Here is a 14,019-nt window from a genome sequence, read left to right as displayed (position 1 = left end):
CTATGAGGCGCCGCAGGGTCCGGTGGAGGAGGCGCTGGCGGCGATCTGGTCGGAGCTGCTGGGCCTGGAGCAGGTCGGACGCCACGACAACTTCTTCGAGCTCGGCGGCCACTCGCTGCTGGCTATCAGCATGGTCTCGCGGATTCGAACCTTCCATCACGTCGATCTGGATCTAACGTCGATCTTCGACACCCGCACGCTGGCGAACTTGGCCAAGCACGTCGCGCAAGTACGCCAAGCCACCAGGCAAATCACCTATCTCGCGCAGCAATCGCCAATCGTCCGCGTCAAGGATGGGACGTCGCCCACCACCTATCTATTTCATGCGATGGGAGGCGGCGTCGGAGGCTACGAGAAGCTGATCGCAAGCCTCCCACAAAATCAGACCCTAAAAGCAATTCACGCGTATTCCCCTGAGCTTACGAGGGCGTCTACGATCGAAAGAATCGCGGAAACCTACGCCGCCCATATGGATCTGGCTCAGCCGGACATGCCATTTTCTCTCGTGGGCTTCTCGTTCGGCGGCACACTGGCAACAGAAGTCGCCCGAGCGCTTGCGGCTCGGGGTAAGCAGATCAAGGCGCTCACACTAATTGAGCCCCCTGTCCCAACTTTCGCACCGGCGCTTCCGTTCTCCCCGCATTTCAATCAGCGAATGACAGATTTCGCCCGGTTTGTTTCGGACGGCAGGATCCTGGACTTCTCGATAGATGGAGAACGGCCACGAAAATCGCATTTCCACGCTCTGCGGCGTGAACTTGCCGAGCTTCGTGGTGAATGGAAAACACCAACCAACGACATTCTCCAGCAGATGTTTCAAGTTTTCGTGCGCCATAAAAGGGCCTTCGACACCTATTTGGGGCGTCCTTACCTCGCGCCTGTGACGGCCTTTTTCGCGAAGGAACGCAAAGGAGCAACACTTGAACGAGCGATCGAAACACATTGGCCAAAAGCCGAAACGCATTGGCTCCATGCGAACCATTCAACCATCATGGACCAACCCTTTGTCGGCTTCATCGCCCAGGTCATGATCGAACAAGCTTCAAAATGACCACGGAAATGTCGGTCGCGCTACCGCATCGCACATCGGTGCAGAGCGGGATGGTTCTGATCTGAATCGCTGGGGGACTCCCAAAACGGTCCGATGTCTGATTCAAGCCTTGCTGGGTTGGAGGCTGGCGTGGCCGAGACTAGCCATCGTCGACGGATTTGCGGCCCCGGGCGGGATCGGCGGCAGCCCGTCGAAGATCGTCGGCGACCATCGGGAATGGCTTGTCGAGCGCGCCCGCGCCAAGGCTTTCACCCTGTGTGGGCTGGTGGCGGAGCTGGCCGAGCGCGGTCTGAGGGGACTACCGGACGGTCTGAAAGTTCGTGCGGCGCGAGGGGCTCAGCTTCGAAAAAAGGCCGTGCTGGCCAGCGAGCAGGACCGCCCGCCCGTGGCCCGCAGGCGAACCCGGTGGAAGGCCCATCAGCGCAAGATTGATCCACGGCGGCTGGTGTTGGTCGACGAGACCTGGGCCAAGAACAACATGGCCCCGCTGCGGGGCTTGGGCTTCCAAGGGTCAGCGGCCGCGGGCCAAGGCCCCGTTCGGCCATTGGAAGACCATGACCTTCCTAGCTGCTCATGCGCCATGACCGGATCGACGCCCCCTGGATCTTCGACGGCCCGATCAACAGCGACGCATTCAGAGTCTACGACGAGAAGGAGCTGCTCCCGACCCTGGCTGCGGGCGACATCGTCGCGTGGGACAATCTGGGCAGCCACAAGAGCCAGGCGGTGCGGGCCGCCATCCGCCCCGCCCGGGCTCACCTGTTGTTCCTGCCGCCCTACTCCGCCGATCTAAATCCCATCTAGCAGGTGTTAGCCAAGCTCAAACATCTGCCGCGCGAGGCCGCCGAGCAAACCGTCGAGGTCACCTGGAGGCGCATCGGCACGCTCCTCGCCGAGTTCTCGCCCGACGAATGCGCCAACTACCTCGACAACTCCGGCTAAGCGTCAGCCTAGAGTCATCATGATCTAGACTCGCGAACCTCTACTCGCGTAGCCTTGCCTCGGTCTCGACCCTAGAGGTGCACTTCCTTCTCGAAGAGTAGGCGCTCAGCTGGGATGCCGATGCTCCGGCACCAGTCAACGTATTCCGATGACTCGGCGAGCTGAATGCTATCTTCGGCGTACTGTAGCCCCATAAGGGAACGCATCCACGGCTCTTGTCCCATCGCATAGACAAACACATTTCGAGGCTTCAGCGCCTCCGTGAGCCTCCGCGCATTTTGCGCGTTGGCGCCCGACAGCCGCCGCGAGTTGTCATTTTTCCTGGAGAGAGAGCCCGTGATCAATGGCCCGTACAGCCAACTCAGCGGGGCCCCGTAACATTCCATCCCGATAAACATCAAATCCAACCTAGAGAGCAGAGGGACAAGGCGCATATAAACATCAATATCAATCGCATCCGAATCGACAAGCGTCGCGATACGTCGTCCATTCAACTCAAATATTGCGCATTGCTTGCTGTGTATATCCAGATCGCAATGCTCTCCGCTAAATGGAAGAGATGTTATAGTACCACCTGGGACGTCATAGGGCTCCAGATAGTCCAAGGTGATTACAGACCGAAAGCCCATTCGTTTGAGAATGCTCTTCATCGACGGATCTGAGAGTTCTCCGCGATTGGTGGGCGGAATGATCACCACGCCAACGCGATTCCGAATGCGCAGGAGAGACTCCGGGTGAAAGTGATCCTGATGCCCATGAGACAGAAAAACGATATCAATACGTGGGGGGAGATCATCCCCAGTCAGATGACTCGTTTCTTCTGTTTCGTCATTCGCAAAGGTCGGATCAATCAGAATGCTTATTTCTGATGTCTCAATTAGAATACATGCGTGTCCAAAATATCGAACTCGAACGCCATCTCCACTATATACATCGGCGGCAGGACGCGGTTCATTCGTAAAGTACGGTATCAAATTTCCAACAGAAATGCCGCAGAGTGCAGCAAGCCGATTTAAATCTATGGGGCGGTCACGGGCCTCGCCGAGGTAGGTTGCGGCTTCTGAATCGAATGTACTTTTGATGAATAGTCCGAGATCTGATGACAATCTCGGCGTGCTTAGAAAGAATGGTCGGTCTACGTCTCTCTGGCGATGAAGTAGAAGTTCCTGAGCTGACTCATGTCCCAAATCATTCTCAATAAACATCTCTTCATATAGACGAATGCGGGGATGATTGTTCAAATCATAATTCAATTCGATGAGACCGCGTAAACTGGACGGAATCTTTTCTCGAAAATCGTTGAGACAGTATCCGTCCGCTGACTGCAGGGTGACGTCGAACTCACGAAATTGCTGAGCAAAACTGAGCGCCGCCCCACGACGCGATTCTACCTCGACAATATATCGACTCACGTCCTGAACAGCTTCGACGGGAAGTCCCAAAAAAGGACCTCCGAACATCGTAGGATCATCATTCGCTGCAATGTGAATGTTCGGCGCTGATACAAACGACCGGGCAAGGGGGAGGTATCTAAAGTTTAGATTGAGCGCCTGTGTGACGGGTGATAAAAGGTGAGGCCACGCGGACCACCGATCCACTAGAGGTTCAATTTTGACGCCTCGATCTAGAAAAGCTGCCGCCGGATCACTTAGTAAACAAGATGTATTTGTTGCAGAATTAGCCATGTTAAACCTTGGCGCTACATTTATTGGGGAACTTCGTCCGCGTTATATCTGGAGTCTGCTATCTTCCCAAGTTGATAACCTCCCACTAGTGATCATTTCAGTGACCTGCGCTTGCCCCGCAGGAATGCGAGCCGAGCGATCTGGCCGCGTCGGAGTTCTTTTTTGAGCGCGATACGAGACCCCCACCTGGCGTACAACCTTAGCGTTGCCTGATCGCATGTAAAGCTATCGCGCGGCCCGAGAGCAGGGGTTGGCGTCCGGCGCTTGTCGGTCCCCCTCACGCAACTGCTCGAACCCGATGTGCGCTGAATCTTGCACAGACACCTCGACAGAGGAGATCACTCCTGCTCTACTATAGAGAGAGCGCGGATGTGAGTGCGAAGCAGAGATGAGCAGCGGAACATCCGTCGTCCACAAGCCCGACAATCCGCGTCGCAATTCGTCTCGATCACGATCTGCGTCGCCTTGGGAGCGGGTCTAAAATTTCATCAGGGATATTGAACAAGCGATACACGCCGCTCTGGGCGTGAGCGATGCTTCTCGCGTGTATTGGCAGGCTTATCCGCATAGTCACAGCTTATTTCCGAAGATGGATGTCGCAGAATGACCAGTGTTTATGCCGTGCCCGAGCGAAGTCTGGCGGTTGCGTTAAAACAACATGTCACTGGGATCGATCATATTGCTGTGGCAGTGCATGATCTGGAAAGTGCGGTCTCTTGGTATTCGTCGACGCTTGGCTTTTCCGTCATTGAGCAGCGTGCGACGCGGGGCCTGAACACCAGCATGACGTCCGCTGTCATGGCCTGCGGATCCGCCATAGTGGTCTTGGTCCAAGGCGGCGAACCGGATTCACAAGTCCAGCAATTCATCGACCGTTTCGGTCCCGGCGTTCAGCATGTCGCTTTCAGCGTCGACGATCTCGACAAGGCGCTGGAGAGCGTCCGCGCGGCGGGCGGAGAATCTGACACCGGGATACTGCAGGACGTCGGCATCAAGCAGACCTTTCTTCGCCGAGACGCTGGCTCTGGTGTGCGCGTTGAACTGATCGAGCGCCGCGGCGGCGACTTCACCGATGCAAGCGTCGAGGGTCTGTTCAGGACGATGGAGGCGCGAGGTATCTATTGACGCATCGCCGCTGCATCTGCGGCGCGAACGTCTTCGCCGGACGCCAGTGTCCTATTCGGAAAAGGCGGTCTGACTTCGCCGCAGCCCATGACCCGATCAAGGGTTGCAATTGCCGCCATTCGGCTGAATGAGGGCGACGCCTCGCTGGAGGTGGGTTTGAATCCCATTCGAATGACGATCTAACGGGCGCACTGATCTCGCACGTAGCGGGCGAGTCGGTTCACCGCGATCGGGATTTGCTCCGGCGGCGTGTTGCTGAATGACAGCCGCACCATGGACCTGTAGCCGCCGGTCGGGGAAAAGAACGTCATGGGGACCACAATCACCCCGTAGTCGCGGGCCGCGCACTCCAGGTCCCGCTCGTCGAAGTCAAACGGCAGACTCACGACAACGAAGAAGCCACCTTCTGGTCGCGACCAGACGACGCCGGACACGTCGCGGAACTCGCTCGCGAGCGCCTTGAGCAACACATCACGGTTTTCTTTGCAGAAGGTCACTCGAGGCGCGTTCCAATCCCGAAGATTGAAGTCGACGTCGGCAAGAAAGCCCCCAACAATCGCCTGACTTATCGGTGAGGTGTTCACTGACACAAAGCTCTTCGTCGAGACGACCTCCGTCCTCGTCCGCCAAGTTGCGCCAGTACGCCGAGTTACGGAAAAGCCAACTCGAACGCCTGGAAGGAAGGTTTTAGAGAACGTGCCCAAGTGTACGACGTTTCCAATATCGTCCAATGACAACAACGTGGGGATTTCTTCGCTGTGATACCTAAAAATGCGATAGGCGGCATCTTCCCAAATGGTGATCCGGTGCCGGTCTGCGACATCTAGGAGTTCCTTTCGAGCCTCGACCGTAAGGCAAACGCCGGTTGGATTGGCGAAGTCGGGGATGACGTAGAACGCCAGACGGTCAAGCCCCGTGGACCGGGCGCGAGCGGCGGTGGCGGCGAGCATCGCGCCTGGCGCCTCGGTCGCGGGGAACGTGAAAAGAGGGACGCCAGCAGCCTCGGCTGCGCCAGCAAGTCCGACATAGGTCGGCTCCATCGCAATCACACCGCCGCCAGCACGACGAAGATTCAGCAACTCTATGAGCACGGCTTCTTGAAAGCCGTTCGTTACAACACAGTCAGCCGCATCGACCTCGACACCCTCTTGGGTGCGAAGGTGTTTGGCCACGAGGTCTGTTATCACGCCACTCGTATTTCCGTATTGTCCGATTGTCGCCCAACCCGCCGCCGCATCATCGCCCCGCAGGCTTACGTACTTGTCGAGCCAGTAATGACACAGTTCGGTGGAAAGCAGGTGATCTGGAGGACGCCCCGCCGCGAGCGACACCGCATTAGGGTAACTCTCCGACGCCTCGTTTAGGAAGCGCATGGCGTCTAGCGTGTTCGTGGTCGCGCTTCGTCGGGCCTTGGCGAGCGTGTCCTTGAGCTTCTGATGCTGCCCCTTCTGGTCGCCGTCTATCATCGACATGAACCCTCCGGTTTGTGATCAGGTCGCCCCGACGCGGCCTCAATGGAGGCGCCACGCCCGCCATTTGCGACTAGACATCGGTGGCTGATCTCGGCTGGATCGGAGAAGCCTGCGAGCGCCATACTCGTGGAAAGTTCTGACCTGAACAGTTCGAGGACCGCGCGCGCTCCGCGTTCACCTCTGGCGGCCAGGCCATATAGCATTGGTCTTCCAACCAGGACGGCGTCCGCACCCAACGCAAGGGCCCTGATGACGTCGTCTCCGCATCGGACGCCGCTATCTAGAAGGACCCGCGCTTTGCCGCGCACCGCACTGGCGATTTCCGGGAGAACGCTCAATGAAGCCGGAGCCGCATCGAGTTGCCGGCCGCCATGATTTGACACGACGATTCCATCCACTCCGACCCCTGCGGCGGTTTCGGCGTCCTGGACGTCCAAGATGCCCTTCAAAACAAGGGGCCCTTTCCAGATGTCTCGTATGCGAGCGACATCGTCCCACACGAGCGAGCTGTCGAATTTTCTACTGAGCAATCGTTGCTTCCGACCGGCGTCAGCTGAGTCGTCACCGGTTAGGGGCATTGCGGCCGACCAGCCCCGAGCGCGTAACTGTTGCGCGGCCCAAATTGGGCGCGAGATGGAGTCCGCCACGATGCGAGGTGTGAACTTGAGCGGAAACGACAGGCCGCTTTTAAGATCGCGCAAACGCCGGCCCCCGACCGGCACATCTACGGTGAGCATGAGCACGGGACATTCCGCGGCCTTAGCCCGAGCAATGTGCTGGAGCGCCAGTTCACGCTCCACGATGTACAGTTGAAACCAAGGTGGCTTCGTTGAGGCGCGAACGACCTCTTCGATCGTCGCGTTTGCCGCCGTTGAGAGGATGAAGCGCGTGCCTGCGGCGACAGCGGCTCTCGCAAGCTGTTCGTCCCCCCGTGGCCGCAAGATCCCATTCAATCCGGTCGGGGCGACCAAGACGGGCATGGAAAGCTCTTCGCCAAACAACCGGACACCGGTGGTTCGATGCGACACATCCCGCATCGCCCTTGGTGTGATTGCCCAATCTTCAAACGCCAATCGATTTCGTCGGATGGCGGTTTCGGCCCCGGCGCCGCCCTCCACATAATCGAAGAGGAAGCCCGGTAGCCGCCGTGCGGCAGCCGTCCGCCAATCCCAAATGGAATGAAGTTCGCGCAAAGCCGTGATCGCCTAACCGTACGAGGGGCCGGCGACGGGCTCATGCACATATGAGGCCTCGAAGGCCAGGCATGACGCCTGCGAGCGCCGGTACGGCAATGAACAACGGGCGCGCATGAATTGGCCTCAGAACGTGATTGAATCGCGGCGGCGATCGCGCGGTGCCGATCTCCCTATACGTCAGCGATGATGCGCGACAGTCAACCAAAACGTAAGCGCGCGATCTCTTGCCCGCTATGCGATAGGTATGCATTAATAGCCGCGCGAGGCGGCCATAGACCCGATGGTTGGCGTTCCAAGGCCCCGCCGCGGACTAGGTATGATTGAGCGCAGTGGGGGCGTGTTGGAAGGCTCTGGGTTGTGGCTTATAGCGCTCACATTGACAGTCGCGCCGGAGATTGGATTGGCTCAAACGCCTGGGGCATCCGGTGTTTCCGGTCCCTCCGACCAGGGCAGCGGCTCTGCGCAGCAGCGCCCTGCGCCGAACCACGCGCCTGAGGACGGTTTGGCCGTTGAAGGGGTGACGGTGATGGCTCCCACCAGCGGGCTGCAAACATCGATCGACCGACGAAGCTACGACATCACGAAGGATCTCGGCACCGTGTCCGGATCCATAGCCGATGCGCTTCGAAACGTACCGTCGGTCGAAGTGGACCTGCAAGGTGGCCTAACGTTGAGAGGGGACCCTAGCGTTACGATTCTGGTTGACGGAAAACCATCCAACACCTTTGCTGGCCCTGGCCGCGCAGAAGCGTTGCAGCAGCTTCCCGCGGACCAGATCGAGCGCGTCGAGGTGATCACAAACCCCTCTGCAGCGCTGGATCCCAGCGGTTCGGCCGGCATCATCAACCTAATCACCAAGAAGAGCCGGGGAGGGGGGCTGACAGGCTCGACCTATGTCACGGCAGGTAGCGCGGGGCTAAAACGAGTCGGCGTGAGCTTCGGCTACAACACAAAGACGGTGTCCCTCTCGGGAAGTGTGTCAGGCAACCACCAGAACGCGAAATCAACCGTCAGCGAAATCCGTACTGCGCCGGATCCGACAGGCGCCAGTATTTTTAAGAGCATCGTTGGCACGACCGCGAGCAGCCTCATCCGCGGGCCGTCAGCCCAGCTCTCGCTCGACTACACGTTAAGCCCGATGACGCACCTAACGGCGCAAGGCCAATATAGTGAGGCGTTGCGCCACGTAACATCCTTCAACGACTTCGTGGACGATAGCGCGGGCGTGGAGCCGGATGAGTTCCTGAGCCAACTCGCTTCGCGGCGCTATATAGCGCGGAATGCAACCCTTTCGGCTGGAATTCGTCGCCGTTTCCCAGGCGACGATCATGTATTGTCGGTAGATCTGATCGGCAACAAATCAACGCACCTGGACCGCACGGTCGCAACCGCTATTCGCTCGGTCCCGCCTACTGATGATCCCTTTGAGACGGTGTTGAGCGCTCCCTCATTGCGTCGTGCCGATCTTAGGGTCGCCTATTCCCGCCCCATGTCGGGCGATGCGGTGCTGAAGTCCGGCTACGAGCTGAGGCGCGAGAACAACGACTACGGGTATCGCGTGGCCCGCGGCCCAGCGCCGGACTCGCTAGCGCCCGATCCGCTCGTGAGCAACGACTTCGCATTCCGGCAGACCATTAATTCGGCCTACACAACCTACGAGCGGCCCATCGGCGATCTTGAGGTTCAAGCGGGTCTTCGCCTCGAGAGCGTTCGCACCAACCTCCATCAGCGCACTCTAGGCCGACGGTACGACACTCGATACTTCGACGTATATCCAAGCTTGCATCTGAGCTACCGGCTCGATGATCTTCGCCAGCTCACAGCCAGCTATAGCGAGCGTGTGCAACGCCCGCCGCCGGCGCTGCTCAATCCTTTTCCCATCTATGCGAATCCAAAGACCTTGCAGCAAGGCGATCCGACGCTGCAGGCCATTGACACGCGCTCCGTCGAGGTGGGTTACGAGATGCGTCAAGGCCAGACCTATCATCTTGCAACACTGTATCGCCGCCAGATCGATGGCGATTTCGGGTCCGTCGTCCAGGACCTGGGGAATGGCGTCTTTCAGTACACCTACCGCGCGTTCGGCGAGAGCCGTACGACGGGCTTGGAACTCGTCGCAAATAGACGACTGACGTCGCAGCTCACCTACAGCGCCAGCGTCAATGCGCAATGGCGCGAACTCGATACGGCGAACCTCGGCGTCGGCGGAAAACGGTCAGCCTTCACAATGTCAGGCCGCGCGAATTTCGACTACCAGGCCTCGCCGGATGACCTTGTGCAAATCAACCTTGTCGCCACGGGAAAGAGATTGGTGGCGCAGGGCTATACCGAGCCCACCTGGACGGTGAATTTTGGGTGGCGTCACAAGTTCAACGACCGTGTCACGGCTGTTCTTTCGGTGCAGGATCTCTTCGCAACAAGCCGGGCCCGTCGGATTTTCGAGACACCCACGCTCCGCGGGAGCGTGACCAACGAGGCCGTGACCCGAGCCGTCCTCCTGCGTCTGGACTATCGTTTCGGCGGCCCGGGACCCAGGCGCGAAACCGGCTTCGAATATGGCGCCGGCGCTCCAGCCACACCATGACGTTCCGCCTCCCGTCCACCCAGGCGCCGGTCGCGCCGCCGGTCGCCAGCGCGCCGAGCCAAACGGCAAGCATGGAACCGATTTCAGCGCTGCATCGGCTAGTCACATCCGTTGCACCCGAAAGAGCCGCGGTCGGGATCGCATCGGAAAGTGTAGAGAGCGACTTAGTTTACGCCGAGGAATTGGCGTTTGTGGAGAAGGCGGTTCCGGCACGCAGAAGAGAATTCGTGGGGGGCCGGGCGGCCGCCCGTCACGCGCTGGCGCAACTGGGCTGCCCTCGATCGCCGATCCTAGTGGGCGAAGGCCGTGAGCCATGCTGGCCTCGGGGCTACGTTGGAAGTATCTCACACTGCGAGAAGCTGTGCTGCGCCGTCACTGCAAATGTGGCGGACTGGATGGGGGTTGGGATCGATGTGGAAGTCACGGGAGGCGTGTCTCCCGAATTATATAGTATATTATTCTCGCAAGAAGAATTGGAGCACATCTCCAAATTACCGAATATTTCTGGTGTGCACTGGCCGACAATAGGCTTTAGCGCAAAGGAATCTTTCTACAAATGCTACTTCCCACTCATTCGTGAGCGGATCGATTTTCTGGACGCTGTGCTTCACATCGAGGCGAATAGCGCTCAATCTTCAGGGTCATTTCAAGTCTATACGCGAAATGGATTGACGCGTTTGGATCCTGAACTGCGAAGCACTGGGCGATGGGCCGCCGGAATCGAGCTCTCCGTTACGGCGTACTCTGTACAATAGCGTCTGAAATACATGATAGTATTCCGATCGGTTGAAGTGTCGGCGTGAGTTCGCCTAGCGAAACCTCTGTACAAGTATGCAAGATCAGCGGGCACTCTGTGGAGTCAAAAATGGAATTGCTCAAACCTGCTGATGGCGCGCCTATCGGCAGGGTAATATTCGCCCCATATGCGGGCTCAAGCTGCTACGCCTACTATGGGATAGCGAACACTCTTCCGGCTCGCGTTGAATGTCTTGGTTTTGACTACCCCGGGCGACTGACGCGCCCGTCGGAGGCGTTCGTTTCCGATATTCAAACTTTGGGGACGGAGTTCGCCGAGGTCATTTCCCGCGATGTGAGCATACCTACCGTGTTGTTCGGGCACAGCATGGGCGCGTTTGTCGCGTATGAGGCCGCTAGTCGGCTGGCGGGGGTCCGCGATCAGCACATAGCCGCCGTCATACTGTCCTGTCAGAGACCTCCCCAGGCGGCCTCGAAGCCTCCTTATCTCCACGAAATGGGCGATGAGGATCTAGTCGAAGAGCTAAGGCGTATGGGCGGGGTTCCGGACGACGTAATAGAAGACATAGACGCCTTAAAATATCTTGCGCCCATACTGCGAAGCGATTCGCTCGCATGTGCTACATACAAAAATGTACGCGAAAGGGTTCTACCTTGTCCAATTCATCTATATTACGGAGATGAAGACGAAAGCTTTTCTGAGGAAAATATTGCGCAGTGGTCATCTCTAACGGGTGGCGGCGTTAAGGCGCGCATTTTCGGCGGTGGACACTTTTACTTCAAGGGTTCCTACAAGAATTTCGTCGTGGCGCTCAACGAAGATGTGGCGGCGTCGTTTCGCGGACACTAGCTTCACCAAGAAAATACGGGCGCTATGACGGTCTCTTGCGTGCGAAGCCGCCCGCTCGGAGTTCCACCCGTCGCCGAAGGGGCTGGCGGCGACACTTGTCGGACGCCGCCGGATCTTCCGACGTCTTTCTGAGATTTTGGACGGCCTCTTCCAGGCGGGCGTTCAGCATCGGTCCTCGATCTGGATTCTGCATTGATCGGAGCAAGGCGATCATAGCCTTACGCTTGTCGACCGGCTCCCGCATCATCTCGACTCCTTCCGCCAGCAGAGGCGCAGCGCCACGACCTCTCGGCAGGCGCGAGGCAAGAGATTCTTGATCTGTACCTTCGCGACCATCAGATCCACGCCAATTATCCAGGTGCATCTCGACTAATGGGATTGGCTTCGTTGGCCAACCATGCTTACGACTTCTAGAACAAAAACGGAATCCTTGCGAGGCGTTGATGCGCATTATCGGACTGGATCCCGGTCTTCGCCGTACCGGCTGGGGGATAATTGACACGGACGGCCTGCGTTTGTCCTACGTCGCGAGCGGTGTCATAGCGCCCTCAGATAGGCTTCCGTTCTCCGATCGCTTGTTATGCCTGTTTGAGGAGACGTCGAAGTTCGTGACGCGGTACGTGCCGCAGGAAGCTGCGATCGAGGAGACTTTCGTAAGCACGAACGCCTCCTCAACGCTCAAGCTCGGACATGCTCGCGCAGCCGCAATGATCGCACCGGCGAAGCTTGGACTTCCAGTCTACGAGTACGCAGCCAGAATGGTGAAGAAAGCGATTGTCGGCACGGGCGCGGCCGACAAGTCACAGATAGTCTTTATGATTCGCCGCCTACTGCCGCTCGCCGGCGTGACGCAAACGGATGAGGCTGATGCCTTGGCGGTCGCCATCACTCACGCCCACTCTCGAAGCGCGGCCGTCAGAAGATAGGCGCCGGTCCGGAGTAGCGAACGAGCCGCGCGCCTCGGCTGGGCGTGGATGTAGCGAGGTCGAACTCGCGAGGGAGCTGGCCAGCGCTCTCCACTTGCATGTCGTTTGCGATTGACGCACTGGTTGTGAAGGCCGGTTCGCCTTTGCTGCCGGCTCATTAAGCTGGAGGCCTCGATGCGATTTCTGGTGTCATTTGCCGCATTGGGCCTGGCTGTGTCGCTAGCGGCTTGCGAGACAACGCCAAACCCGACCCCTACATGTACGCGTAACATTCAGGAGCAGAACGACGCGTTCGGGGCTCTGGTAGACAAGCGATTTGGGAAGTCGCCTCTCGGCTATGATATCAGAATGAAAGCGCCTCGCGTCAAGGATGAGCGTGGCAATCTCATCCTTGAGGGAATAAAAATCTATGCCTTGACCAAACCTTACCTCGGTGAACCTCGGGACGCCTACAAGCTCACCGCTGTACTGCATCCTTGTACGCTGACGGTGTTGAAGTCGTCGGAGCCCAGAGGTTGGAATGCCCGCGTCAAGAAGGCCGGGGGGCGGATTGAGCGAGATGATGTTGAATTAGAGACTCCGCCGGACAACGGTTCCACATCCAAATCCTGACGAGTTTTGGCTGGGCCGGCGCTACGCCGCAATCGCGCGGCTGGCCCTTAGCGCTGCCAGCGGAGGATCTCGGCGAGGGGCTGGGTCAGGGCCGATTGGAAGTGACGTGGTCACCTTCGCCGAATGCAGATCACGGGCAGAATTGTTGCGGACGGTGTCTTGGGCGGCGTCCTCAGCTTCCCAAGCTGGAAATGATGCGTTTCTCGGTCAGCCTAACTCTCGGGCTGCCATTTGCGCGAGCGCCGCCGGACGCTGATCAGATGGCAATCGTGCTGGAATCACGTCTGAGTTCATAATCCTTTGCGCCTCCGTTTCGCTGATCACGCTGCCCCATTCGACCGGTTTGAAGCCAATGAGCGGGTAGTGCGTCCATGCGCCCGTCTTCCTGCTCCAGACCTCTTGGGGGAAGCCCTCTGCGAAGCCGCGAAACAGCGCCCCGTCATGCTCGATGTAGACCATGGATCATCCTACTTCCCGCGCTTGTCTGTCGGCGGTCTGCCGCGCCCACTCCTTGGCGTCGGCGTCGCACCTGATGTCTCATCCAACTGCCGCTCCAGAACGGCCAATTCCTGCCTCAGCGCTTCTCGCTTCGCTTCCAGCGCCGCACGTTCCTCCACCTCCTTCGCCCGAGCGGAACGATCGTCGTCCCTTGAGGCGGCGTACTCGATTGTGGATCCGTGAAGTCGGCCTTCGATCCACCTCTCCGCCTCTGACCGCGGATAGCGAATCCGGTTTCCGAAACGAAGAAATCGCGGACCTGGCTCACGCGCGTCGCATCGCCAGTTCGCCAAGGTCTTCGTGGAAACCGAGTGATCCAGGA

11 protein-coding genes and 1 pseudogene are annotated in these 14,019 nt (G+C 58.6%); 8 read left to right on the top strand and 4 right to left on the bottom strand.

Going from position 1 to position 14,019, the window contains the following annotated elements:
* A partial coding sequence (locus tag V6M51_RS22880; RefSeq protein WP_332770537.1) for a thioesterase domain-containing protein occupies nucleotides 1-1,051 on the top strand: 1,051 nt, incomplete at its 5' end.
* Between the two features lie 154 nt (nucleotides 1,052-1,205).
* A pseudogene (locus tag V6M51_RS22875) lies at nucleotides 1,206-1,993 on the top strand (IS630 family transposase); the annotation flags it as partial.
* Nucleotides 1,994-2,064: 71 nt separating this feature from the next.
* Here V6M51_RS22875 and V6M51_RS22870 read toward each other — a convergent pair.
* Nucleotides 2,065-3,678, bottom strand: coding sequence for an MBL fold metallo-hydrolase (locus tag V6M51_RS22870; protein WP_332770536.1), 1,614 nt, complete (start codon nucleotides 3,676-3,678; stop codon nucleotides 2,065-2,067).
* A gap of 603 nt (nucleotides 3,679-4,281) precedes the next feature.
* Here V6M51_RS22870 and V6M51_RS22865 point away from each other — a divergent pair.
* Entirely contained in the window at nucleotides 4,282-4,803 is a 522-nt protein-coding gene (locus tag V6M51_RS22865; protein WP_332770535.1) for a VOC family protein, read from the top strand.
* 179 nt (nucleotides 4,804-4,982) lie between these two features.
* Here the strand turns inward: V6M51_RS22865 and V6M51_RS22860 are convergent, their stop codons facing one another.
* Nucleotides 4,983-6,275, bottom strand: coding sequence for an aminotransferase-like domain-containing protein (locus tag V6M51_RS22860; protein ID WP_332770534.1), 1,293 nt, complete (start codon nucleotides 6,273-6,275; stop codon nucleotides 4,983-4,985).
* Nucleotides 6,266-7,468 (bottom strand): alpha-hydroxy acid oxidase, encoded by a 1,203-nt coding sequence (locus tag V6M51_RS22855; RefSeq protein ID WP_332770533.1) that lies wholly within the window; start codon nucleotides 7,466-7,468, stop codon nucleotides 6,266-6,268. The genes V6M51_RS22860 and V6M51_RS22855 overlap by 10 nt, the downstream gene beginning before the upstream one ends.
* A 403-nt stretch (nucleotides 7,469-7,871) precedes the next feature.
* Between V6M51_RS22855 and V6M51_RS22850 the strand changes: the two genes are divergently transcribed.
* The 5 genes from V6M51_RS22850 (at nucleotide 7,872) to V6M51_RS22835 (ending at nucleotide 13,199) form a co-directional block, all read left to right on the top strand.
* Entirely contained in the window at nucleotides 7,872-10,055 is a 2,184-nt protein-coding gene (locus tag V6M51_RS22850; RefSeq protein ID WP_332770532.1) for an outer membrane beta-barrel family protein, read from the top strand.
* Entirely contained in the window at nucleotides 10,052-10,810 is a 759-nt protein-coding gene (locus V6M51_RS23950; protein WP_442957875.1) for a 4'-phosphopantetheinyl transferase family protein, read from the top strand. The genes V6M51_RS22850 and V6M51_RS23950 overlap by 4 nt, the downstream gene beginning before the upstream one ends.
* A gap of 110 nt (nucleotides 10,811-10,920) precedes the next feature.
* A complete protein-coding gene (locus tag V6M51_RS22845) occupies nucleotides 10,921-11,661 on the top strand; it encodes a thioesterase II family protein (protein WP_332770531.1) in 741 nt (246 codons plus the stop codon).
* Nucleotides 11,662-12,104: 443 nt separating this feature from the next.
* On the top strand, nucleotides 12,105-12,587 hold the full coding sequence (gene ruvC / locus V6M51_RS22840) for a crossover junction endodeoxyribonuclease RuvC (RefSeq protein WP_332770530.1): 483 nt from the start codon (nucleotides 12,105-12,107) through the stop codon (nucleotides 12,585-12,587).
* Between the two features lie 174 nt (nucleotides 12,588-12,761).
* Nucleotides 12,762-13,199: a hypothetical protein gene (locus tag V6M51_RS22835; protein WP_332770529.1), complete on the top strand. Its 438-nt coding sequence runs from the start codon at nucleotides 12,762-12,764 to the stop codon at nucleotides 13,197-13,199.
* Between the two features lie 207 nt (nucleotides 13,200-13,406).
* On the opposite strand, the gene V6M51_RS22830 is transcribed toward V6M51_RS22835, so the two are convergent.
* On the bottom strand, nucleotides 13,407-13,658 hold the full coding sequence (locus V6M51_RS22830) for a hypothetical protein (protein ID WP_332770528.1): 252 nt from the start codon (nucleotides 13,656-13,658) through the stop codon (nucleotides 13,407-13,409).
* Nucleotides 13,659-14,019: the final 361 nt, after the last annotated feature.

The organism is Phenylobacterium sp. (assembly GCF_036677185.1).
Classification (GTDB): Bacteria; Pseudomonadota; Alphaproteobacteria; order Caulobacterales; family Caulobacteraceae; genus Phenylobacterium.
Note: the sequence above shows the minus strand (reverse complement) of the source record. Positions and strands in the feature narration are given on the sequence as shown.